A 20,826-nucleotide genomic window follows, 5' to 3' on the forward strand; every position below is an offset into this window, starting at 1 on the left:
AGTAGCTGTTTCGCTCGCCGGAGCGCTCGTGTGGAGGCTTGGTTTCCCTGGAGCATAGTTGCGAATGCATCCGGTTAAAATCGGAAACAGTGCGCCTGCTGGCCTTCGCTGCGCATGAATGGCACGGTTAACACAATGGATGTTTCGCGTTGGCATGCCAGCAGCGCGCTTCGTGATTTTTCAACACCTTTTTCAATAAAGCCCTGTTTCCAGGCGCGCGCAAATGCCACTGACAGGGCCGTTTGGGCTGGCGGTGGATTTCCATTCATGACCGGGAGCGCCGGCACCCGGCCGTCAAGCGGCATGCGCAACACATCAGGCAACTCACGCTGGATTGCGCGCACAAGCGATGCACCGTCCGACGCCATGAATCGCCCGAGATCATCCATATCGCAGTTAACCATCTTGCAAGTGCGCGCAGGCACGGGCGACACGATACAGCTAGCGATTGCAAAGAAGAGGACGTTTCTCATATTCATAAGATAACGATACTTGTTCTTGGTTGAAAGAGGCAGCCCGATCAGAAGCGGCAAGCGGAAGCATGGCGAGCCGTGGTGATATGCGCTGCTTATGCCAGCGCTCGCCACTCCATCTTCTGCACCTGGATATGCGGGTGGCTGTCCAGCGCTTCCCATTCCGGTAAAAAGACAAAACCCTGTTTCTCGTAGAACGCGGCGGCGCGGGTGTTCTCGGGCGCCACGTCGAGTACAAGTCTGGCGTGGCCATTGTTCATGGCACGCTGCTTGACGGCGTCGACCAAGGCTGCCGCCACGTCCCGGCCCCGATAGTCGGAGCGCACCCACATGGCGATCAGGTGGCACTCGCCGTCGCCGGCCGCCACTTGCGCGGCCAGGCCGATGGCTTGATCGCCATCCCAGGCAAGGAAGAAGGTGCGCTGCGGGGTGCTGGTGGCGCGTTGCTGCCAGTCGTCGTCGGAAAAAGCAGCCGCGCTGGCGTGGCTGGCGCCAAAGGCCGTGGGAGCGTCGAGCAGGGCGGCCAGGCGCGTGGACTTCAGCGCCGGCCAGTCGCTGGCGGTGGTGGGGCGGATGAGAACGGGATTCAAGGCTGCGGCATTCCTTAACTGGTGGGTGGGGCCGTGGAGGCGGAAATTTTCTTGTACGCTTCCGCCAGCATCGTCACGGTCGCCGCGTCGTTGACGCTGCGCGCCTCGATGACCGTGTCGCCGGAAGCGATGCTGACATCGCCGTGCGCATAGCTGGCGGGAAAGCGCCGTTCGACGATCTTGCTGGTGAGCACGTTGCGCGTATAGCGCAGGGCGACGAGGTGCGCGCCTTCCTGCTTGATGACGATATAGTTCGGCACGGTGGTGCGTTCCAGTTTCCAGGTGCCGATAAAGTCTTCGACAGGGGCGGCGCTGGCATTGGCTAGCAGCAGGCAGCCGGCGAGGGCGCCCAAGAGCAGTTTTATCATGTTGGCGACAGTCTATGCAAAGGTGGCCTGCAGCGCAGGAAAATAGCTTACGTATGGGCTTGAACGGCGTGGCGCATGCCGCCGCGACAATGCATGCCAGGTAAGTATTTGATAATATTAACAGCATCCTTGCCGTGCGTGGTCCCTGTTCGCGCCCCTGTTGCATGCGCACCCGGCCTCTGGCTAGCTCCTGGCGTCAAAGGCGGGATGGTAGCTGACGCTGCCGGATGGCAGCGCTCCCTCCAGCACCAAAGCCTGGAAATACGAGGGCGGCACGCCGGGCAAGACCAGCGCGCTTTCCGCGCGGAAGCCGAAACGGCCGTAATACGCGGGTTCGCCCAGCACCACGCAGCCGGCCGCGCCCAGCTGGCGCAAGGCTGCCAGCAATTCGGTGATGAGGCGGCTGCCCACGCCCTGGGCCTGGTGCGCGGGGGCAACGGAAACCGGGCCCAGCCCATACCAGCGGGGCGTGCCGTCGCTGATGCGGACGGGCGAGGCGGCCGCGTGGCCGATCAGTTCTCCGTCCAGCTCGGCCACCAGCGAAACGCTCAGGGCGCCGGCGGCGCGCAGGGCCCGGACGATGAACTGTTCCGTATGGTCCGTGTGTTCGGCCTGCAAAAAAGCCTGGCGCGTCACTTCATCGATGGCGCCGATGTCGGCCGCGGTTTCCTGGCGGATGCTGTATTGCGTCATGACTGGTCCCATATTTCGATGGTCAATAGCTGGCCGGGCGCGCAGGCGGCGACGCGCTGCGGGTGCACGGTGATGCTGCCGGGCCAGGCCGTGAGCTTGTCCTGGGGGAATTCGCCGTCCTGCGCCTCGGCGATGCCGGCCAGCAGCAAGGGAACGATGACGTCCGCCGAGGCCGTGTAGCGGTTGGGGAAGCCGTTCGACGACAGCTGGGTCGCCTTGCCATCGTGGCACAGCTGCGCGATCCAGTCGGCACCGAACAGGCCCGCTTCCCAGGTGGCCAGGAAGGCTTCCTTGTTGACGTGCGTCATGTCGGCCATGCGCTCCGGCGTGTCGCTCGAGATGATGGTCCACCAGCCTGCCATGGGCACTCCTTGGTAAGGTAAAAGATTAACGGGTCATGGCGCGGCGCAGCAGGTAGCTGAGGCCATCGACGGCCGCCACCATCAGCAGCATGGCGATGATGACGGTGGCGGCGCCGGGCATCTGGAACAGCGACAAATGGTATTTCAGCATCTGCCCCAGGCCGCCGGCGCCGACGACGCCGAGGATGGCGGCGGCGCGGATATTGTTTTCCCAGCGGTACAGGGTGTAGGACATCATCTGCGGGCTGCATTGCGGCAAGGTGGCGTACAGGAATGCCACAGCGGGCTTCGCGCCGTTGATGCGCAGGGTGGCGGCAGGCAAGGGCGGGCAGTTTTCAAATGCATCGGCAAACAGCCGTCCCAGCACGCCCACCGTGTGCAGCGCCAGCGCCAAGGTGCCCGCGAACGGGCCCAGGCCGGCGGCGATCAGCAGGATCGACGCCCATACCAGTTCGGGAATCGAGCGCAGCACATTGAGCACGCCCCGCGTGGCGTTGCGCGCCACATTGCCGAAGCGTCCGCTGGCGGGCAGGGCCAGCAGGGCGCCCAGCACGGCGGCAATCACCGTGCCGATGGCGGACATGGCCAGGGTCTCGAAGGTGGCCACGCCCACTTTCATGAGAAAGGCCGGCGCCAGCTCAGGCGGCGCGAAGCCGTGCAGGAAGTCGCCGGTGGTGCGCACGGCGTCCGCGCTGAAGAACTCGCCCCATTTCAGGGGCAAGGTGGCGAAGCTGGCGATGACCAGCAGTAATAAACCTGCCAGCAAGGCCCAGGTGGACCAGCGCACGGGCGCAGGGGTAGGCAAGCCCGGCAGCATCGCTTTCGTCTTCATGCCAGCCTCCGGCGCAGCATGGCGGAGACGGCGTCGGCGCCCGCCACCAGCAACACGAAGACCATCAGCATGGTGGCCAGCTCGCTGCCAGCCATCATCTTCATCGATTCATCCATGCGCTGGCCCAGGCCGCCCGCGCCCACGAATCCCATGACGACGGAGCCGCGGATCGCGCATTCCCAGCGGTAGATCGTGTACGACACGAGTTCGGCGGCCGATTCGGGCAGGGCGCCGTACAGCAGGGCTTGCAGCCGGCCGCTGCCGTTGTGCAGCAGGGCGTTGCAGGCGGAAGAGTCCGACGACTCGAGGATTTCCGCGTAGACCTTGCCCAGCATGCCGCAATACGTGAGGGCGATGGCGATCACGCCCGCCGTCGGTCCCAGTCCCACGATGCGCACCAATAACAATGCCCACACCAGTTCCGGCACGCTGCGCAGCAGCACCAGCAGGGCGCGGACGGCGTGGCGCAGGGCGGCGGCCAGTGGCGACACCCGCCCGGAACCGATGCGCGAAATCGACAAGCGTTCCGTCACCAGCAGGGTCAGGGGGATGGCGCCCAGCATGGCCAGCGCCATGCCGGCCGTGGCCATGGCGATGGTTTCCCAGGCGGATGTGGCCACCAGTTGCAGGAATTCCAGCGAGTGGGCGGGCGGCACGAAGCTGGCGATAAATTGCCAGGTGGCGGCCAGGCTTTGCGCATCCCACAAGATCCACGGCTTGAATTCGGCCTGCACCAGCATCGGCCACAGCACGATGAGAACGATGGCGGCAGCCGTCAGGCGTCCGCGCCAGGCGGGGTCGCGGGGGATGGCGGTGCTCGTCAGCAAAGGGGCCTCGCGGCGTCCAGTTGCGTTTCCACGGCCTCGAACTGGGGCGCTGGGTCGGCCTGGTTACGGTACAGGGCTTCGATCATGGCGTCGCTGACTTCGCTGCTGGGCGCATCAAAGACGATCTGGCCGTCACGCAAGGCGATAATGCGCGGAAAGCAGGCGCGGGCGATCTCGACCTGGTGCAGGCTGCAGACCAGGGTGGCATGGCGCTGTGTCGCCTCGGCCTGCAATACGGCGATGGTCTGCAGGGCCAGGGTGGGGTCGAGCGCGGACAGCGGTTCGTCGACGAGGAAGATTTCCGCATCCGACACGAGGGCGCGGGCCATGCCGCAGCGCTGGCGTTCGCCGCCGGACAGGCGGTCGACTCTCGCATACAGCTTGTCCTGCAGGTTGAATTTACCTAAAGCCTCCCATGCGGCGCGCGGATCGACGGGCGCCAGCAGCGAGCGGATGGCCGTCCACAAGCGCCATTGCGGCAGGCGGCCCGCCAGCACGGCGTTGACGACCCGCTGGCGCGGCGGCAGGGGCGGCGTCTGCGGCGCCAGGAACAGGCGCGCGCGCAGGGCGTGGCGTTCACGGCTGGCCAGTTGCCAGGGGGACGTGCCGAGGATGGCCAAGGTGCCGGACGCGGGGCGCAGCGCGCACGCCAGGGTGTGCAGCAGGCTGGTCTTGCCGGCGCCGGAAGGGCCGATGAGGGCGATCTGTTCACCTTGGGCCACGTCCAGGCTCAGTTCGCGCAGGGCCAGCGCATGGCCGGCGGCGCCCGCGTGGTGGACGCTGACCTTGTGAAGTTGAAATGTCATGCGTTTGTTGGCTACGATTGCTGGAGAGTTGTTACATCTATTGAAGTCCGGGGCAACGAGCCGGGGGCGGACCCGACGGGTCTGACCCCGGATTTCTGCCGCGTGTCGGAAATTACTTCAGCAAACCCGCATTGCGCGCGGCCGCTTCGATATCCTTGTAATTCTCCGCCTTGGTCGGGATGAACTTGGTGGCGCGCTGCAATTCCAGGATTTCCTTGCCTTCCGGCGTGGACGGGTCCAGCGCCAGGAAGGCGTCCGTCAGCTTCTGGCGCACGGCCGGGTTCATGTCGGCGCGCACGCTCCAGTTATAGTCGTAGTAGCCGGGCGTCGTGTAGAACACGCGCACCTTGCTTGGATCGACCTTTTTCGCTTCCACGAGTTTTTCCCACACGGAAATGTTCAAGGTGCCCGCATCCACCTTGCCACCGGCGACGGCCGCCACGGTGGCGTCATGCGCGCCCGAGAAAGCGATGCGTTTCATGTCCGTGTCCGGATTGATCTTGGCGGCCAGCAAGTAGTAGCGCGGCATCAAGTGACCGGAGGTGGACGATTCCGAGCCGAACGTGAAGTTCTTGCCTTTCAGGTCAGACAACTGCTTGATGTCCTTGCTGGTGGTCACAAAAACCGAGCGGAACTTCGTGTCTTCCTCGCGCTGCACCAGGGGCACGATCTTGCCGCCGCTGCGCACGTTCGCTTGCACGAAAGTAAAACCGCCGAACCAGACCATGTCCAGCTTGTGATTGATCAAGCCTTCCACGGAGGCCGCGTAATCGGTGACGGGCGTAAATTCCACCTTCATGCCCAGCTTTTTTTCCAGGTAGCTGCCCAGCGGCTTGAACTTGCGCTGCAACTCCGTCGGCGCTTCGTCGGGAATGGCGGACACGCGCAGCACTTGCTGCGCCTGCGCCAGACCGCTGTGGATGGCCAGGGTGGCGGCGACGGTGGCCAGGATGGCGGGGAATTTTGAGAACGTGGTCATGGGACTGCCTTTGCAAAAAAAATGGTTCATTAAATGACGGAAACCCCGGTACTGCCTTCCAGCACGTCGCCGATGACGGTGGCGTCGGCAAACCCTTCTGCGCGGAAAATCGCCAGCACTTGCTCGACGGCTTCCGGCGCGCACGCCACCAGCAGCGGACCGGCCGTCTGCGGGTCCGTCAGGATGGCCTTGTCGATGGCGCTGAGGCTGTCGGCCAGCTGCACCTGCGCGCCGTAGCCTTGCCAGTTGCGGCTGGATGCGCCCGTGATATTGCCGTTCTCGGCCAGTTGCTGCACTTGCGGCAGCAGCGGCACGTCGTTCATGGTGATGCGTGCCTGCAACTTGGCGCCGCGCGCCAGTTCCAGCGCGTGGCCCAGCAAGCCGAAGCCCGTCACGTCCGTCAGCGCATGCACGCCGTCCAGCAGGGCCAGCTTCTTGCCGGGGGTATTCAATTTGGTGGTATTGGCGATCAGGGAGGCGTAGCCGTCCTTGTCCAGCGCAGTCTTCTTCAGCGCGGCCGACAAAATGCCGACGCCGATCGGTTTGCCCAGCACCAGCTTGTCGCCGGGGCGCGCGCCCGCGTTGCGCTTTACCTGCGACGGGTGGACCAGGCCCAGCACGACGAGACCATAGATCGGTTCGACGGAGTCGATGGTGTGGCCGCCCGCGATGGGAATGCCGGCCTCGGCGCAGATGCTTTCGCCGCCTTTTAATATGAGGCCGATGGTTTCCACCGGCAGCTTGTTGATCGGCATGCCGACCAGGGCCAGCGCCATGATGGGCGTGCCGCCCATGGCGTACACGTCGGAAATGGCGTTGGTGGCGGCGATGCGGCCGAAGTCGAACGGGTCGTCGACGATGGGCATGAAGAAATCCGTGGTGGCGATCAGCGCCTGCTCGTCGTTGAGCTGGTAGACGGCCGCGTCATCGGAGGTTTCTATGCCGACCAGCAATTCCTTCGGCAGGGGAAAGCCGCCGCTGCCTTTCAGGATCTCGGCCAGCACGCCCGGCGCAATTTTGCAGCCGCAGCCGCCGCCATGGGCAAATTCGGTCAATCGGATTGGGGTTGCATCGCTATCGGACATGGTCATCATCCTGCTGAAATAAATAATTAGAAGTAAGCAAGCCAGGCGTCAGGCGGCACTGGCGGTACGGGTATCGCCGACGATAGCACATAATGCACGCGCAGCTTGCTCAAAAGCATGTTCGGAAATGTCGGGCAAGACCAGCGGCGTCGCCTGCGCGTAGCGGCTGAAATTGCGCTGGATCGACTGGCGGTAGACGGGATCGTAGTGCTGCACCAGCAGTTCTTCCACCAGCTCGGGCATGCGGCCAGCCGTCGCCAGTTGCTGCCAATGGGCAATTTTCTCCTTGCCGTGCAGCTGCGTCAACAATGCCAGCTGCACGTTCAGGCGCCCGGGGTCGCCCACGTAATGTGCATAGTCCTGCATCAGCAGCTGCACGCGCTGGGCTGTATCGAGCTGCACGTCCGTGCAGGCGGCCGCGCGCATCTGTTCCATCAGCGCGTCGGGCACGCGCAAGCGGCCCACTTTCTTGCTTTCGGACTCGATGAAGACGGGAGCTGTCGGGTCGAAATGGCGCAGCTGCTGCCACAGGGCGCTCTCGAACGCCTTTTGCGACGGCTGATGTTCTTCCGGCAAACCTCCCAGCACGGAGCCGCGGTGGGCCGCCAGCTGCTCCAGGTCGATCACCTGCGCGCCTTGCTTGTCCAGCACTTGCAGCAGGCGGCTCTTGCCGCTGCCCGTGGGGCCGCACAGCACGTTGATGAAATCGAAGCGGGCGGGCAGGGTGGCCAGTTCGGCGTTGACGTGGCGCCGGTATTCCTTGTAGCCGCCGTCCAGCTGCGTGACGGGCCAGCCGATGCGCGCGAGGATATGCGCCATGGCGCCGCTGCGGTTGCCGCCGCGCCAGCAGTACACGAGCGGCTTCCACTGTTGCGGATGGCCGAGGAAACCGTCCTCGATATGCCGGGCGATGTTCTTGGCAATCAGCGCCGCGCCCAGTTTTTTCGCCTCGAAGGCACTGGTCTGCTTGTACAGCGTGCCGACGCGGACGCGCTCTTCATCGTTTAGCACGGGCAGGTTGATGGCACCCGGCAAGTGGTCTTCCGCGTATTCGGACGGGCTGCGCACATCGATGATGGCATCAAATTCGCTCAGGCGCGGCAGGATATCGCCGAAAGGCAGGACTGCGGGGTATTTCATCGGGGCACGGACGCTGGGAATGGGGAAAGACGTATTATCCCCGATAAACGCGGCTGGCGTCGGTGTTTGCGCCGGGGGCGGCCCGATCGGCTTACACGGCTTCCTGCTGCTGCGCAAAGAAATCGAGCAGGCTGTGCGGGGCGTCGTCGCCAAAGCACAGGCGGAAGACCCGCTGCGACTCGGCCGCGGCCGCGCTGCTGCGCGCAAACAGCGCCGTTTCGTATGCCAGCAGGGCCGCCTCCGCGTCGCCTGGGCGGGCAGCGAGCGCCCGCGCCAGCTCGGCGCCATCGAACATGGCCAGATTGGCCCCTTCGCCGGCCGGCGCCATCAGGTGGGCCGCGTCGCCCAGCAAGGTCACGCCCGCCACGCGGTGCCAGCGGTGATCGATCGGCAAGGCATGCACGGGACGGGGCACGGGCGGCGTGTCGCTATCCGTGATGAGGGCCGTCAGCGCCGGCGCCCAGCCGGAGAACTCCGCCGCAATGCGGGCCTTGGCGCCGGGCGCATCGGCAAAATCGATGCTGGCCAGCCATTCCTCAGGCTTGCTCAAGGCCACATACGCATGCAGCACGCCATCGGGTTCGCGGTGGGCCTGGATGCCCTTGCCGGGCGCCAGCGCGAACAGGGCGCCCGCGCCGACGGCTTGCGCGCTGGCCCCGTGCCGGCGGTCGCTGTCGTGCAGATACGTTTCGATGAAGGACATGCCCGAGTACGCGGGCTGTGCGTTGGAGAGCAAGGGCCGCACCCGCGACCAGGCGCCGTCCGCGCCCACCAGCAGCTGGGTTGTGGCCGTGGCGCCATGCGCAAAGTGGACGAGGTGCCGGCCGTCGTCCATCGCCGTGATGGCCGTGAGCTTGTGGCCCCAGCGCACGGTGCCGGCCGGCAGAGCGTCGAGCAGGATGCGGCGCAGTTCGCCACGGGGCACTTCCGGACGGCCGCCCGTGCCGTCGTCCGCTTCGTCGAGCAAAACGGTGCCGTGCTGGTCCAGCACGCGGCTCGCTTCGCCGCCCGCATGGATGATGGCGCGAAATTGTTCTTGCAGGCCGGCCGCCTGCAGCGCGCGCTGGCCGGTGTCCGCGTGGATGTCGAGCATGCCGCCCTGGCTGCGCGCCTGCGGCGACGCATCCGCTTCATAGATGGTGGCGGCGATGCCGTGGACGTGCAGCACGCGGGCGAGCGTCAACCCGCCCAGGCCCGCGCCGATGATGGTGATATGCATGATGCTTCCTTGAAAGTGGTCAGGGCCGCGCTGTAAATTGACTGGAACGGCGTTCCACAAGAATTTTGCGGCATCGCATCATCTGTGTCAAGATAAGCGATGCCCAATACAGTAGCGACACCACCACGACGCGCCGCCTCGCTGACGCGCGACACCATCATCGATGCGGCCATCGCCCTGCTCGATGCGGACGGCGAGAGCGGCCTGACTTTCCGCGCCCTGGCCACGCGCCTGGCGACGGGGGCGGGGGCGATTTACTGGCACGTGGCCGACAAGGATGATTTGTTGACGGCCGCCAGCGACAGCATTGTCGCCCGCGCCATGCAGGACGCCATGGAGGCCTCCGTGTCCGAGGCGACGCCCCGGGCTGGCATCCGCGCCGTGGCGCTGGCCATCTTCGAGGCGATGGATGCGCATCCGTGGCTGGGTTCGGCGCTGTCGCGCGCGCCGGGCCAGCTGCCCACCGTGCGCATCCTGGAGTGCCTGGGCCGGCAAGTGGACGCGCTGGGCGTGGCGGAAGAGAAACAGTGGATGGCGGCCTGCACCTTGCTCAATTACCTGCTGGGCGTGAGCGGGCAGAATGCGGCCAACGCCGTCAATGCCAGGGGCGCGGGGCTGGAACGGTCACATTTCCTCGACAGCATGGCCGCCGCGTGGTCGCGCCTCGATGCGCAGGCCTTTCCGTTTGCCCGCAAGGTGGCGGGACAGCTGCGCGCGCACGACGACCGCGGGGATTTTTTGGCGGGAATCGACCTGATCGTGCATGGCATGCAGGGACTGGCTGATTGATGAGCGAGCCGCCCGCGAGGCAGGCGGCTCGTTCATCGAACGGCATGCGCTAAGCCGCATCCGTGCCCAGGGTGGCCAGTTCCGTGCCGGCGGCCGTCGCCATCAGGGCAATGACCACGGTGGCATCGCCCGCGTCCAGGTCGCTGCTTACTTCCAGCAGGTCGCTGACGAGGAAATTGACGGCATTGCGCACGCCCGACACGCTGCCGGCCAGAGTCTGGCAGTCCGCGCCCAGCTGCTGGCATGCCGCCTGCATGCCATTGAGGGCGGCGATCTGGCCATGCAAGCCGCCGATCTGGCCTTGCAAGTCGCCGACATCGGACTTCCATTTCAAGTACAGGCCCAGGGCCACGGCCAGGCCGGCCAGGCCGAACGGCCCCAGGGCCAGCAGATAGTAATAGCGTTTCTGCGCCGCATCGAGTTCGCTTTGCGCGTCGCCCAGCTGTCCCTGCAAGGCCGTCGCCTGGCTTTGCAAGCCCGCTTCCACACTGGCCAGCTGCTTGAAGTAGCCCATCAATTGCGCCGTTTGTCCCGTCAGCGTGCCGGCCGTGCCGCTGGCCATGCCTTGCAGTTGCTGTGCCTGCTGCTGCAGGGCCGACATGGCCGCCTTGATCCCGGGCAGCGGGGCGCTTGCCGACAGCATGGCCTGCACCTGTGCCAGCTGCGGTGTTGCCATCTGCACGAAAGCGGCGGCGGCCTGCTGCAGCGCGCGCGTCTGCGCCAGCATGGGCAGGATCAAGCCGGTGCAGCCGGCCTGGATGGGCCCGGCGGCGGGAGGCAAGCCACCCAGGGCCGCGATCTGCTGCTGCGCGGCCAGCAGGTTGGCGAGGGTTTGCGAGAGCAGGCCGGCCATGGCGTTCACGCCGCGGCGGCAACGGCCGCTTCGCCCACCGTCTGGCCCGCAGGCGCGACGACGCTGGTGACGCCCGTCATCTGGCCCTTGATGGTGGTGATGTCCGTGGTGACGGCTTGCATTTCCGTGTTGGCGGCCGTCAGGAACAGGGTGCGGATGGTATCGGTATTCTGTATGCCTTGCTGCAGGTCGCTGATCAGGCTGCCCAGGTCGCTGCTGAGAAATTCCCACGCGTTTTCCATCTGGGTGGCGGACTGCACCGCCGCCTGCACCTGGTTCGACAAGCTCGCATAGCCGCTGCTGATGCCGGTCGCCAGCTTGACTTCCGCCGTCAGCGACGCTTCCTGCCCCAGCAGGGTGGCTTTTTCATCGTTCAGGTTTTTCAAGGTGATGGCGGACGCCACCTCGCCGCCCACGCCGGCAGCCACGACGGCAACGCCGGCCACCACCAGCGGCGTCGAGGTGCCTGCCGTGACGAAGTCGGCCACGCCGCCAACGATCACCATGAAGGAGCCGCCGACGATGGCCAGGCCGCTCAGCACGGTACCGGCGATGGCGCCGTCGATCTGGCCCTGGATGGTGCCGAGCTGGCTGTTGATCGAGCTGAGCACGCCGCTGTCGCCATTCACGGCCGCGTTCAGCTCGCTGACGGTGGCCGAGAACGAGGCGGAATCCGTGGTCAGGTTGTCGTGCAGGGTCTGCAGGGAAGTGACGATGCCGTTCGCGGCCGTCTGGTATTGCTGCGACTGGTCTTGCAGGGCCGTCAGGGTGGCGATCCACTGGGCCTCGGTCGAACCGGCCGGCAAGGCCGTCAGCACGGCGTTGTTGAGCGCATAGTAATTGCCGATATTGGCGATATTCGCGATGATCGTGGGCTGGATCACGTTCAGGTAGGCGGTGGCGTGGGTTTGCGCCTGGCTCAGGCCATCGTTGATCTGCGACTGGTACTTGAGCAAATTGGCGTCACCGGAAAAATCCACGCTGGGCTGCTCGTTGATGCTGTTGGCATAGGTTTGTATCAGCAGCGCCTGCGCGCACTGCGATTTGTTGGCGGTGCTGATGCCCTGTGCTGCCTGGCTTTGATTCGACATGCGCTGCTCCTGGTCGGGTGAGTGGGGAAAAACGGTGGCGCGCCGTTCAGGACGTGCCTGTCATGGCTTGTTCGAGCGGCGCCAGGCTGGCGGCCAGCAGCTGCCACGCCGTCTTGGCGTAATCGAGCTGCCCGCCCAGGGTGGCGGCGTCGGCGCTGGCGGACATGCCCGCGACGGCATCGGCAAAGGCGGCCAGGCCGGCACTGATGCCCGTGGCCGGTGGCGCCTGCGGCGACTGGCCCCAGTCTTCGGCCAGCACCTGGGCACTGTCGAGCGCGCCGTTGTAGGCGTTCAGGAACTGGCTGTTTTGCACCTGCACCACCTTGGCCACGGCCACCAGCGCATCGGCGTTGGCCAGCTGCTGGTAGGCGCTGGCCAGCAGGGCGTTGTTGGCGTTCAGGGCGGCGCGCGCCTGGGCCGTCTCGGCCACGCCCTGTTCCGCCGCATCGATGCCTTGCACCACGAAGTCGCCCGATGGCGCCGTCTTTCCATCACCCTGGGCATCGCTGATGGTGGTCACGGCCTTGACGATCAGTTCCGTGACGGCCGCTCCCGTCTTGTTGGCGCCGGCGACGATCTCGGTGATATTCGCGTTGATGGCGGCCTTCAGCTGGTCGATGCTGGCCGCCGCCGCGCCGGCCGCGGTGCCCAGTGCGGCGATGGCGGTGGACAGCGCCGTATTGAAGCGCGCGTTGAGGGGCGCCAGTTCGCCGGCGATGACGCGCATGTCGCCCGTCAGCCCCTGGGCTTGCTGGGTGATGTGCCCCGACTGCGCCGCCAGTTGCTGGAAGACCTGGGCGATGTCGGCGCGGGTGGCGGCATTCAGGGCCGCTTGTGCCAGCCGGGGCCGTTGCAGCTGGTAGGCCGCATCCCATAATGCGGCAAAGGCCGTCGCCTGGCTCAGCAAGCCGATGTAGGCGGGCAGGATGCTGTCGCCGGTGGCCATTGCCCGGCTCTTCATTTGCGACTGGAACTGGCTGACCTGGTAGGCCAGGCCGGCATCGGCTTGCGCGCCGAGGTCGAGGTTGGCTTGCTGCTCCAGCAGATTGGCGGCCGCCTGCGTGAACATGAACTGGTCGCTGGCGGAAAAATAATCGACCTGCAAGGCTTGCGGGCCTGGGTTGGATGTGCTTGCCATGTGGATTCCGGTGGGTGGGCGAAAAGGACTTCGCACACTATCGCCGAAACGGCAGCCATAACTTTTGCGCTGGCGCAAATGCGCCCAGGAAAAAAACTAGCCGAGCCAATGACCCAACAGCGGCGCCAGCAGCACCGTCACGACGCCGGAAAAGATCATCGTCAGGCTGGCCACGGCGCCTTCTTCCGTGCCCACGCGGCGCGCCACGGACAGGCCGAAACCGTGCGCGGCCGCGCCGTACGGGGCGCCGCGGGCGATGCGCATGCGCAGGGGCAGCAGCTTCAGCAGCGGCTTGCCCAGCATGAGGCCGAACAGTCCCGTCATGACGACGAAGATGCCCGTCAGCTGGGCCGAGCCGCCCATGTGGCGCGACGCTTCCAGCGCGAACGGCGTGGAAACGGAACGGGCCAGCAGGCTGCGCGCCATGTCGCCGTGCACGCCCAGCAGCCGGTCCAGCAGCAGGGTGGCGGCGATGGAGGCCACGATGCCGGCGCAGCTGCCCAGCGACAGGGCCAGCCAGTGCTTGCGGATCAGCTTGCGTTCCTGGAAGATGGGCAAGGCAAACGCGACGGTGGCCGGACCCAGCAGCCACGGCAGCCAGCGCGTCTCGCCGAAATACGTGGCGAACGGTGTCGAGGTCGCTTGCACGATGACGATCAGGATCGCCGAGGTGCAGATGGCCGGCGTCAGCAAAAAATGCGGGTGGCGCTTGTGCAGCGCCTGGTTGGCATAGAACAGCACCAAAGTGAGCAGCAGGAACAGCAGCGACAGCAGCAGAGTGTTCATCGCGCCACCCGCGTCGCGCGCTGGCGCAGCAGCTTGTTCAGGCGCAATTTGCGTTCAAGGCGGCACACCCATTCCACGGTGAAGGCCGTGGCCAGCATCACGCTGGCAAAGCCCAGGCCGATATTTGCGAACAGGGTCAGGCCCTGGGTCTTCAGCAGCTGCGTAAATTGCACCACCGATACCACCAGGGGAATGAAGAACAGCAGCATGTTGGCCAGCAGCCAGTTGGCGCCCAGTTCAATGGCAGCGGGCCGCACCCAGCCCGCCAGCAGCAGGGCCACCAGCAGGAACAGGCCCACGACGCCGCCGGAAAACGGCAAGTGCAGGGCGGACGCGGCCTGGTCGGCCAGCCACCAGGCGGCGATCAGCACGCCCACTTGCCAGAGGGTCTGCGCCGGCTGGCGCCAAACGGGAACGGCGGGCAGGGCGGCGGGGTGGTGCAGGACAGGGGCTTTCACGGCGGGCTTTCGAACGGCAAGGGGAAGTTTGCATTGTAGGGACCCGACATCAAAAGATAAAATGACTTAAACTCATGATTATCATTCGACTTTGGAATGCATCATGGATATCCGCTCGCTGCGCTACTTCGTCGAAGTGGTCGAGCAGAACAGTTTTACGCGGGCGGCCGCCAGGCTGCACGTGACCCAGCCGACGGTGAGCAAGATGATCGCCCAGCTGGAGCAGTCGCTGGACCTGGCCTTGCTGGACCGCGCGGGCAAGCGCTTCACCCTGACGGACGCGGGCAAGGTAGTGCTGTCGCGCGCGCATGAACTGCTGGCCCTGCACGCGGAACTGAAGGTGGAGTTGCGCGACCTGCAGCAGCTGGAGCGGGGCGAACTGCGCGTCGGCGTGTCGCCGCAGACGCATGCCACCCTGGCGCCATGGCTGGCCGAGTACCACCAGCGCTATCCCGGCATCGAGCTGAAAATGTATGAGAGCGGCACGCAGGCCATCGAGCGCGATTTGCGCACGGGCACGGTGGAGCTGGGCACCATGCTCGACTATCCGGGCAACGCCGCCACCTGGCAGGATTTCGAAGCGCTGCCCCTCGTGCGCTCGCCCCTGTGCCTGCTGGCTGCCCCCGATTCGCCGTGGCAGGGGCGCAGCTCGGTGGCCCTGGCCGAACTGGCCGGCAGTCCCTTCATTTTCTATGGCGCCGCGTTCGCCCTGAACGACATCGTGCAGGATGCCTGCCAGCGGGCCGGCTTCGCGCCGCGCATCACGGGCCGCAGCGGCCAGTGGGATTTCATCGCTTCGCTGGTGCGCCTGGGCGTGGGCGTGTGCCTGCTGCCAAAGATGTATTGCGACACGCTCGACCAGACCCAGTTTGCCGTGATTGCCCTGGAAGGCCCGCCGGTGGAATGGAACCTGATGCTGGCCTGGCGCCGCGGCGGGCGGCTGTCGTTCGCGGCGCGCGCCTGGCTTGACCTCGTCAGGTCGCACATCGAGCGGCGCCAGCCATTACAATAGGCGCTCGCCAACTACCGCCAAGCATATGAAGAACACAGGCAACGCCAGACTGAAACGCACGGCAGGCTCGCTGCTGCGGGCAGGGCTATGCACGCTGGGCTTGATGGGCGCGCTGGCCAGCGCCCAGGCCGCCATCCCCGTGTATGGCTACTTTGTAAAGAATACCTACCCGCACGATAGGCAGGCGTTTACCCAGGGCCTGCTGTTCAAGGACGGCCATCTGTATGAAAGCACGGGCCAGAATGGCCAGTCGTCCTTGCGCAAGGTGGAGCTGACGACGGGCAAGGTCTTGCAGAAAACCATGCTCGACAAGGACGTGTTTGGCGAAGGCATCACGGACGTGGGCGACGAACTGATCGGTCTGACGTGGATCTCGCAGACGGGCTATGTCTTCGACCAGAAAACCCTCAAATTGAAGCGCAAGTTCAGCTACAAGGGCGAAGGCTGGGGCCTGGCCAGCGATGGCAAGGCCGTCTACATGAGCGACGGCACCTCCGCCATCCGCGTGCTGAACCCGAAAACCCTGGCCGAGGTGCGCCGCTTCGAGGTGACGGCGGAAGGGCGGCCCATCGAACGCCTGAATGAGCTGGAAATGGTCGATGGCCAGTTGTACGCGAATGTCTGGGGGGCGGACGTGATCGCGCGCATCGACCCGGCCAGCGGCAAGGTCGTGGGCTGGATCGACCTGACGGGCTTGCTGCCGCCCGAGCAGCGGGGCACGGCCAATCCCGACGCCGTGCTCAATGGCATCGCCTGGGATGCGCGGGGCAAGCGCTTGTTTGTCACGGGTAAATTGTGGCCGAAGCTGTTCGAGATCGAACTGATCGAGATCCAGCGCCACTGAGCCGGGCGCGCTTATCTATTGAGTAATGTTGCTGAAAGGGAATTGTCTATGATGGCGCGATGTTGACAGGCACGCAAGGTGCAGCGCCGTTTCGTCCCTTTCCGCCGTCTGGCCGCTGCTGGCTTGCTGGCCGCTACCGTCCTGTTTGCTGCGCAGGCGCGCGAACCTAACATGTGCGACAGCCGCGACGGCGCCCCGGGTATGTGCGCCTTCCAGCCGCCGCCCGCTTCCTGACTATCGATATGCCAGCCACGCGCCGCCGCACTGCGGCGCGCAGCTTATACACGCGCGCGTTTTGCAGAATCTATTCAATTGTCATCGTTGGGCGGCAAATCCAGCCTGTTTTCTGGCGCCGCCGCAGGCAAAATTGACTTAAATCAATTCTTGTGCGGACAGGCAAAACTTGCCGCAAAAATATCTTTCCCGGGCGTATTATGTTTCAGCCATTGCCCCGTCATTCCTAGCGCCACGTAGCCGGGCGCGGGCACGGCATCCCCCGAAACGCATCCTTCCTGTGGAGAGACAAGAATGAAAATGCCCGTTTTAGGAAGTACCCAGCCGCCCATCACGAGACAGCCGCTGGACCAGCTGGCCACCGACACGGCGGCCGTGCGCGCCATCGCCCAGGCGGCCGTCAGCGTGGAATTGTTTACCATTCCCCTGTACATGGCCACCATGTATTCGATCCAGGGCACGCACCAGATCAACTCGCAGGACATCACTTATTACAAGGGACGCCAATGGCCGGGCATGGGCACCAGCGCGAAACCCGCCACGCCGGAAGAGAAGGCCTTCAATGTCATCTTCAGCGTCTTCATCCAGGAGATGCTGCACCTGCAGATGGCGGCCAACCTGGCCACGGCCATCGGCGCGGCGCCGTGCTTTACGGGGTCGGAACTGCAATCGCTGGAACATGGCTGGACTTGCTATGGCAAGGATTGCACGGTGATCCCGCACATCGTCGACTTGCAGGACACGTCCGGCTATCGCCACGTGCGCGTCAACCTGGAAGAACTCAACAGCAACCAGTGCGACCTGTTCCTCGCCATCGAACAGCCGGAGCAGCAGGCGCGCGAGCAGCTGGCCGAGTTCGACAAGCATGACCATACCAAGTATTTCCCGGAAGTCCCGTTCGCCGGCTGGACGCCGGGCAAGCATGTGCACGACTTGCCCCTGTTCGGCACCATCGGCTACATGTACGAATGCTATGCGCGCTATATCAGCATCGAATACGCGGATGGGGAAACCCTGTGGCAAAAGCTGTTCGTCAATGGCTCGGTGCAGCAGGATATGTTCAACACGCAGGTCGATGGCCACAAAAAGGCGGAATTTCCCAAGTTTGACACCTGTTTCGGCAAGGATGACCAGGATGGCGGCCAGATCCGCTCGTTCAACAAGGCCATCGACATGATGGCGGCCATCACCGACCAGGGCGAGGGCAGCGACACGGCCATCACGCGCTATCGCCGCCGGCTGCAGGCGCAGCTCATGGCCGTGAAACCCGACTACCGGGAAGACCTGGCCGCGTTGAAGGAAGATTATCCCTCCTACACGGAAAGCGGCGGCATTGCCGATTCGCGCGATGCGGCTGCCCGCCACGACAGCGCCGAGTTCGACCACTACGAGCGCTTCGGCAAGGTCAAGGCGATGCTGCCTGTCAAGACGTGGGTGCAATGGCACCGGGAAGGCAATCGCTGGGACGAGAAAATGCTGACCAATGCGAACTACAACCCGAGCACGGCGCCGACGAACATCCCCGCGCCGGAGCAGGTGGCGGGCGCGCTGAACCGGCTGAAGGACAAGAGCGATACCTTGAAGATGCTGAGCACGGTGGCCACGGGGGCCATCTATGGCATCACCTCGGTGCTGGACACCTACTGGCAAAAGCAGGACACGGCATTCCCGTATCCATCGATGGTGGGCGCGGGCGACCGCATGGCCATCTGCTGGGCCGTGCTGGGCCAGGCGCCGAACCTGGCGACGGGCGTGCCGAAGATCGAGAAAGACGTGCTGTACCACGCCTGCCAGGGCATGCACCTGGAAGGCGAAGCATCGGCGACGTGCGCGGCCCTGGCCGTCTACCATACGTGCAAGGGCTCGAACGGCTGCCACGCCCAGGGCGGCTGCGGCTTTGCCCAGCTCGACAAGGGCGGCGGCCAGTGCGGCGGTTCATCGTGCGGCCACGCGGTCAAGGCCGTGGCGGCGGCCGGCAATCTGTGCGGCGCGCCCAAGGGGCCGTACAGCGCGCCGAGCGATAACAAATGCGGCGGCTTCGGCGGCTGCGCCGTGCCGATCTCGGCCTCGCAGCTGTATCCGAACACCACCAAGACGACGCCGCCCCAGTCCGCCACCATGGTGCTGTACGATTTCGGCCCGGCGCCCGATCACCACAATATCCCGCTGGACCAGACCTTGACGTTTTCGCTGGGCGACAGCGTCTACGACAAGGCCTGGGAAGCGTACGGCAAGGTCATGGCGGCGCGCGGCACGCCCGTGGGCGAGGCGCCGCCGCCGACCGACCTGCGCCTGGCCCTGCCGCCATCGACTTGATGACGGCCGTCAAGCCAGCGGTGCTTCCGCGCCTGGGCCTGCCATATCTGGGCCTGGGCGTGGGGCTGCGCCCGCCCCATTACGCGCATATCCTCGAGCACGGCCCGCAAGTGGACTGGTTCGAGATCATCAGCGAGAACTTCATCGATAACCATGGCTATGCGCGCCACGTGCTGGACGTGGTGGCGGCGCAGGTACCCATCGTCATGCATGGCGTCTCGCTGTCGATCGGCAGCAGCGATGCCTTGAACCTGGGCTACCTGCGCCAGCTGCGCCGGCTGGCCGGGGAAATCCGCCCCGCGTGGATTTCCGACCACCTGTGCTGGACGGGCGCCGCCTCGCTCAACAGCCACGACTTGCTGCCGCTGCCGCTGGACGAGGCCAGCCTGCGCCACGTGGCGGGCAGGGTGCGGCAGGTGCAGGAATTCCTCGGCCGTCCCCTGGTCCTGGAAAACCCCAGTACCTATGTGGAATTTGCCCATTCCAGCATGCCGGAATGGGAATTCCTCGGGCGCCTGGCCGAGGACACGGGCTGCGGCCTGCTGCTGGACGTCAACAACGTCCATGTGTCCGCGCATAACCATGGCTATGACGCGGCAGGCTACATCCGCCAGCTGCCGCACGCGCACATCGTGCAGATCCACCTGGCCGGCCCCACCGATTGCGGCGACGTGCTGATCGACACGCACGATGCTCCCGTGCCGGCCGCCGTGTGGCGTCTGTACGCGCTGGCGCAGCAGCTGACGGGCGGCGTGTCAGCGCTGCTGGAGTGGGATGCGAACATACCGGACTACCCGCAGCTGCTGGCCGAACTGGACAAGGCGAGGGCGGCCGAGCGGGGCGCGTTCGCGGCGCAGGCGCCCGCGGCTTCGGCCCGCGCGGCCATGGCCGTTTCCGCGCCGCTGGCTTTTCATGCGGGGGCCGTGCATGGCTGAACGCGATCTCCCCGGCGCGCCGCTGGCGCAGGTGCAGGCCTGGTTCTTGACGGCCATGACGGCGCCCGGCGGCGCGGCGCGCGGCGCGGCACTGGCGGGCCAGCGCCATGGCTTGCAGGCGGAACAGGTGCTGAAAGGCGCCGCCCGCCTGCATATCTACGCGGACGGCTACGTGCTGCGCCTGCTCGAATGCCTGCAGGCCGACTATCCCGTCTTGCGCCGCGTCATGGGCGACGAGCTGTTCGGCTTTTTTGCCCGCGCCTACATCTGGCGCCATCCTTCCGCCTCCACGACCTTGTACGACCTGGGCGGCGGCTTTGCCGATTTCCTCGCCGCCAGCCAGGCAGGTGCGGGCGCGCAGGGCGCCGCCTTGCGCTTTCCCGTCGAACTGGCCCGGCTGGAGCGGGCGCGCGGCGAGGCGAGCCGGGCGCCGGGACTGGAAAAACAGGCGCCGCCGATGTTGCCCGTCTTGCCAGCGGGCCTGGATTTGCTGCTGGGAGACACGCAGCCATGGCGGCTGGCGCCGTGCACGCGCTTGCTGGCCTTGACCTTCCCCGTGCATGCCTATTGGCAGCAGGCGGCAGGGGACGATGCCGTGCCGCCGCAGCCGGAAGAGGCGCCCGGCTTTGTCGCCATTACACGGCTGCATTACCGGCTGTCCATGCATGGCTTGCAGCCGTGGCAATTTCATTGGCTGCAAGCGCTGGCCGATGGCGCAGCGCTGGCCGAATGCGCGCGGCGCGCGGCCCGGGCCAGCGGCAGGTCCGGGGACGAGGTGCTGGCCGACGCCATGCTGTGGCTGCCCATGGCGGGCGCGGCCGGCATGATCGCGGCTGGCGACTGAGAAATAAAAAAGGCTCTGTCCTCGTAAAATAGGGGAAATGCAGGAATCTTTCCTTGGCGCTGCTGTCTGACTCTGCATACCCGCCACACAGGGAGCAGACCATGCAGCCAGCCGAATGGATCAGCTTTATCGCGCAGTTTGCGCAGTTGAGC

General features: G+C 65.5%; 23 protein-coding genes. 6 read left to right on the forward strand and 17 right to left on the reverse strand.

Features of this window, described 5'->3' with window-relative positions; all coding sequences use genetic code 11:
* Positions 1–74: 74 nt before the first annotated feature.
* From ACZ92H_RS15530 to ACZ92H_RS15585, 12 genes are all read right to left on the reverse strand, one after another.
* On the reverse strand, positions 75–533 hold the full coding sequence (locus tag ACZ92H_RS15530; RefSeq protein WP_131369220.1) for a hypothetical protein: 459 nt from the start codon (positions 531–533) through the stop codon (positions 75–77).
* Positions 534–568: 35 nt separating this feature from the next.
* Positions 569–1,063 (reverse strand): GNAT family N-acetyltransferase, encoded by a 495-nt coding sequence (locus tag ACZ92H_RS15535; protein WP_465050033.1) that lies wholly within the window; start codon positions 1,061–1,063, stop codon positions 569–571.
* Between the two features lie 14 nt (positions 1,064–1,077).
* Positions 1,078–1,431, reverse strand: a complete 354-nt coding sequence (locus ACZ92H_RS15540; protein ID WP_465050034.1) for a hypothetical protein — start codon at positions 1,429–1,431, stop codon at positions 1,078–1,080.
* Positions 1,432–1,614: 183 nt separating this feature from the next.
* Positions 1,615–2,124 carry a GNAT family N-acetyltransferase gene (locus ACZ92H_RS15545; RefSeq protein ID WP_465050035.1) on the reverse strand — a complete coding sequence of 170 codons (510 nt, stop codon included), beginning with the start codon at positions 2,122–2,124 and terminating at the stop codon, positions 1,615–1,617.
* Complete coding sequence (locus tag ACZ92H_RS15550) at positions 2,121–2,486, reverse strand: hypothetical protein (protein ID WP_131369228.1); 366 nt, start codon at positions 2,484–2,486, stop codon at positions 2,121–2,123. The genes ACZ92H_RS15545 and ACZ92H_RS15550 overlap by 4 nt, the downstream gene beginning before the upstream one ends.
* Positions 2,487–2,511: 25 nt before the next feature.
* Positions 2,512–3,318 (reverse strand): phosphonate ABC transporter, permease protein PhnE, encoded by an 807-nt coding sequence (phnE, locus tag ACZ92H_RS15555; protein WP_131369230.1) that lies wholly within the window; start codon positions 3,316–3,318, stop codon positions 2,512–2,514.
* The gene (locus tag ACZ92H_RS15560) at positions 3,315–4,145 is read right to left on the reverse strand and encodes a PhnE/PtxC family ABC transporter permease (protein WP_465050036.1); all 831 of its coding nucleotides are present in this window, start codon (positions 4,143–4,145) and stop codon (positions 3,315–3,317) included. Before ACZ92H_RS15560 ends, phnE begins: the two co-directional genes overlap by 4 nt.
* Positions 4,139–4,951 (reverse strand): phosphonate ABC transporter ATP-binding protein, encoded by an 813-nt coding sequence (locus tag ACZ92H_RS15565; protein WP_465050037.1) that lies wholly within the window; start codon positions 4,949–4,951, stop codon positions 4,139–4,141. Before ACZ92H_RS15565 ends, ACZ92H_RS15560 begins: the two co-directional genes overlap by 7 nt.
* A 112-nt stretch (positions 4,952–5,063) precedes the next feature.
* Positions 5,064–5,930, reverse strand: a complete 867-nt coding sequence (locus ACZ92H_RS15570) for a putative selenate ABC transporter substrate-binding protein (protein WP_465050038.1) — start codon at positions 5,928–5,930, stop codon at positions 5,064–5,066.
* 29 nt (positions 5,931–5,959) lie between these two features.
* Positions 5,960–7,015 (reverse strand): selenide, water dikinase SelD, encoded by a 1,056-nt coding sequence (gene selD, locus ACZ92H_RS15575; RefSeq protein WP_465050039.1) that lies wholly within the window; start codon positions 7,013–7,015, stop codon positions 5,960–5,962.
* 48 nt (positions 7,016–7,063) lie between these two features.
* Positions 7,064–8,155 carry a tRNA 2-selenouridine(34) synthase MnmH gene (gene mnmH / locus ACZ92H_RS15580; protein WP_465050040.1) on the reverse strand — a complete coding sequence of 364 codons (1,092 nt, stop codon included), beginning with the start codon at positions 8,153–8,155 and terminating at the stop codon, positions 7,064–7,066.
* 91 nt (positions 8,156–8,246) lie between these two features.
* Positions 8,247–9,374 (reverse strand): FAD-dependent oxidoreductase, encoded by a 1,128-nt coding sequence (locus ACZ92H_RS15585; protein ID WP_465050041.1) that lies wholly within the window; start codon positions 9,372–9,374, stop codon positions 8,247–8,249.
* Positions 9,375–9,473: 99 nt separating this feature from the next.
* Between ACZ92H_RS15585 and ACZ92H_RS15590 the strand changes: the two genes are divergently transcribed.
* The gene (locus ACZ92H_RS15590) at positions 9,474–10,163 is read left to right on the forward strand and encodes a TetR/AcrR family transcriptional regulator (RefSeq protein ID WP_465050042.1); all 690 of its coding nucleotides are present in this window, start codon (positions 9,474–9,476) and stop codon (positions 10,161–10,163) included.
* A gap of 49 nt (positions 10,164–10,212) precedes the next feature.
* Here the strand turns inward: ACZ92H_RS15590 and ACZ92H_RS15595 are convergent, their stop codons facing one another.
* From ACZ92H_RS15595 to ACZ92H_RS15615, 5 genes are all read right to left on the reverse strand, one after another.
* Positions 10,213–11,016: a hypothetical protein gene (locus ACZ92H_RS15595; RefSeq protein ID WP_465050043.1), complete on the reverse strand. Its 804-nt coding sequence runs from the start codon at positions 11,014–11,016 to the stop codon at positions 10,213–10,215.
* Positions 11,017–11,021: 5 nt separating this feature from the next.
* Positions 11,022–12,107, reverse strand: a complete 1,086-nt coding sequence (locus tag ACZ92H_RS15600; RefSeq protein ID WP_465050044.1) for an HBL/NHE enterotoxin family protein — start codon at positions 12,105–12,107, stop codon at positions 11,022–11,024.
* Positions 12,108–12,153: 46 nt separating this feature from the next.
* A complete protein-coding gene (locus ACZ92H_RS15605) occupies positions 12,154–13,245 on the reverse strand; it encodes a hypothetical protein (protein WP_465050045.1) in 1,092 nt (363 codons plus the stop codon).
* 96 nt (positions 13,246–13,341) lie between these two features.
* Complete coding sequence (locus tag ACZ92H_RS15610) at positions 13,342–14,031, reverse strand: LrgB family protein (RefSeq protein WP_465050046.1); 690 nt, start codon at positions 14,029–14,031, stop codon at positions 13,342–13,344.
* On the reverse strand, positions 14,028–14,489 hold the full coding sequence (locus tag ACZ92H_RS15615; protein WP_465050047.1) for a CidA/LrgA family protein: 462 nt from the start codon (positions 14,487–14,489) through the stop codon (positions 14,028–14,030). Before ACZ92H_RS15615 ends, ACZ92H_RS15610 begins: the two co-directional genes overlap by 4 nt.
* 103 nt (positions 14,490–14,592) lie before the next feature.
* Between ACZ92H_RS15615 and ACZ92H_RS15620 the strand changes: the two genes are divergently transcribed.
* The 5 genes from ACZ92H_RS15620 to ACZ92H_RS15640 all read left to right on the forward strand — a co-directional run bounded on the left by ACZ92H_RS15620 (position 14,593) and on the right by ACZ92H_RS15640 (position 20,674).
* Positions 14,593–15,501, forward strand: a complete 909-nt coding sequence (locus tag ACZ92H_RS15620; RefSeq protein ID WP_465050048.1) for a LysR substrate-binding domain-containing protein — start codon at positions 14,593–14,595, stop codon at positions 15,499–15,501.
* Positions 15,502–15,526: 25 nt separating this feature from the next.
* Positions 15,527–16,345 carry a glutaminyl-peptide cyclotransferase gene (locus ACZ92H_RS15625; RefSeq protein ID WP_465050049.1) on the forward strand — a complete coding sequence of 273 codons (819 nt, stop codon included), beginning with the start codon at positions 15,527–15,529 and terminating at the stop codon, positions 16,343–16,345.
* A gap of 528 nt (positions 16,346–16,873) precedes the next feature.
* Positions 16,874–18,895 carry a ferritin-like domain-containing protein gene (locus ACZ92H_RS15630; RefSeq protein WP_465050050.1) on the forward strand — a complete coding sequence of 674 codons (2,022 nt, stop codon included), beginning with the start codon at positions 16,874–16,876 and terminating at the stop codon, positions 18,893–18,895.
* Positions 18,895–19,830 carry an MNIO family bufferin maturase gene (bufB, locus tag ACZ92H_RS15635; RefSeq protein WP_465050051.1) on the forward strand — a complete coding sequence of 312 codons (936 nt, stop codon included), beginning with the start codon at positions 18,895–18,897 and terminating at the stop codon, positions 19,828–19,830. The genes ACZ92H_RS15630 and bufB overlap by 1 nt, the downstream gene beginning before the upstream one ends.
* Entirely contained in the window at positions 19,823–20,674 is an 852-nt protein-coding gene (locus tag ACZ92H_RS15640; protein WP_465050052.1) for an HvfC/BufC family peptide modification chaperone, read from the forward strand. Before bufB ends, ACZ92H_RS15640 begins: the two co-directional genes overlap by 8 nt.
* Positions 20,675–20,826 lie beyond the last annotated feature (152 nt).

Source organism: Janthinobacterium foliorum (assembly GCF_978021625.1).

Bases quoted from the DNA above. Each gene is read 5' to 3' on its own strand.
- ACZ92H_RS15540 (WP_465050034.1), bottom strand. From the start codon at position 1,431: ATGATAAAACTGCTCTTGGGCGCCCTCGCCGGCTGCCTGCTGCTAGCC.
- ACZ92H_RS15545 (WP_465050035.1), bottom strand. From the start codon at position 2,124: ATGACGCAATACAGCATCCGCCAGGAAACCGCGGCCGACATCGGCGCC.
- ACZ92H_RS15550 (WP_131369228.1), bottom strand. From the start codon at position 2,486: ATGGCAGGCTGGTGGACCATCATCTCGAGCGACACGCCGGAGCGCATG.
- phnE (WP_131369230.1), bottom strand. From the start codon at position 3,318: ATGAAGACGAAAGCGATGCTGCCGGGCTTGCCTACCCCTGCGCCCGTG.
- ACZ92H_RS15565 (WP_465050037.1), bottom strand. From the start codon at position 4,951: ATGACATTTCAACTTCACAAGGTCAGCGTCCACCACGCGGGCGCCGCC.
- ACZ92H_RS15570 (WP_465050038.1), bottom strand. From the start codon at position 5,930: ATGACCACGTTCTCAAAATTCCCCGCCATCCTGGCCACCGTCGCCGCC.
- selD (WP_465050039.1), bottom strand. From the start codon at position 7,015: ATGTCCGATAGCGATGCAACCCCAATCCGATTGACCGAATTTGCCCAT.
- mnmH (WP_465050040.1), bottom strand. From the start codon at position 8,155: ATGAAATACCCCGCAGTCCTGCCTTTCGGCGATATCCTGCCGCGCCTG.
- ACZ92H_RS15585 (WP_465050041.1), bottom strand. From the start codon at position 9,374: ATGCATATCACCATCATCGGCGCGGGCCTGGGCGGGTTGACGCTCGCC.
- ACZ92H_RS15590 (WP_465050042.1), top strand. From the start codon at position 9,474: ATGCCCAATACAGTAGCGACACCACCACGACGCGCCGCCTCGCTGACG.
- ACZ92H_RS15595 (WP_465050043.1), bottom strand. From the start codon at position 11,016: ATGGCCGGCCTGCTCTCGCAAACCCTCGCCAACCTGCTGGCCGCGCAG.
- ACZ92H_RS15600 (WP_465050044.1), bottom strand. From the start codon at position 12,107: ATGTCGAATCAAAGCCAGGCAGCACAGGGCATCAGCACCGCCAACAAA.
- ACZ92H_RS15605 (WP_465050045.1), bottom strand. From the start codon at position 13,245: ATGGCAAGCACATCCAACCCAGGCCCGCAAGCCTTGCAGGTCGATTAT.
- ACZ92H_RS15610 (WP_465050046.1), bottom strand. From the start codon at position 14,031: ATGAACACTCTGCTGCTGTCGCTGCTGTTCCTGCTGCTCACTTTGGTG.
- ACZ92H_RS15620 (WP_465050048.1), top strand. From the start codon at position 14,593: ATGGATATCCGCTCGCTGCGCTACTTCGTCGAAGTGGTCGAGCAGAAC.
- ACZ92H_RS15625 (WP_465050049.1), top strand. From the start codon at position 15,527: ATGAAGAACACAGGCAACGCCAGACTGAAACGCACGGCAGGCTCGCTG.
- ACZ92H_RS15630 (WP_465050050.1), top strand. From the start codon at position 16,874: ATGAAAATGCCCGTTTTAGGAAGTACCCAGCCGCCCATCACGAGACAG.
- bufB (WP_465050051.1), top strand. From the start codon at position 18,895: ATGACGGCCGTCAAGCCAGCGGTGCTTCCGCGCCTGGGCCTGCCATAT.
- ACZ92H_RS15640 (WP_465050052.1), top strand. From the start codon at position 19,823: ATGGCTGAACGCGATCTCCCCGGCGCGCCGCTGGCGCAGGTGCAGGCC.